The organism is Mycolicibacterium parafortuitum (genome assembly GCF_002086815.1).
Lineage (GTDB): Bacteria > Actinomycetota > Actinomycetes > Mycobacteriales > Mycobacteriaceae > Mycobacterium > Mycobacterium parafortuitum.
Window position 1 is genome coordinate 1 of the sequence record NZ_MVID01000079.1, and the last position, 358, is coordinate 358.

Below are 358 nucleotides of genomic sequence, written 5' to 3' on the forward strand. Positions count from 1 at the left end.
TGCACGGGATCACCAGCCTGGCCTGCCGCTGCGGCAACAACGATTGTGAAGCCGCCACCACCCCGCGTCCCGTGCCCGAAACCATCATCTACGCCCTCACCGACCACACCACCACGAACACAGAACCCGCCGCACCTGCAGGCGGCGCTGAGAGCGTCGAGTCGCAGCCCGAGGACGCCACCCCGGTCAAGGAGTCACCAGAAGGCGCGGGTGCCGAGACCGACACTGCGGCCGAGGGCCGGCCCGAGCCCGCGCCGGCGCCTGCGCCCGTAGCCAGGCCGCGCCGCAACACCCCCGCCCTTGTCCCGGGCCGGTCGGGGTACCTGTTCGGGTCCGGGTTCCTGCCGGCCCCGTTCTT

Annotated in this window: 1 pseudogene; it reads left to right on the top strand. The window is 72.3% G+C overall.

Annotation, left to right across the window (positions count from 1 at the left end):
- Positions 1–71: 71 nt before the first annotated feature.
- Positions 72–358: pseudogene (locus BST38_RS29530) on the top strand (HNH endonuclease signature motif containing protein); the annotation flags it as partial.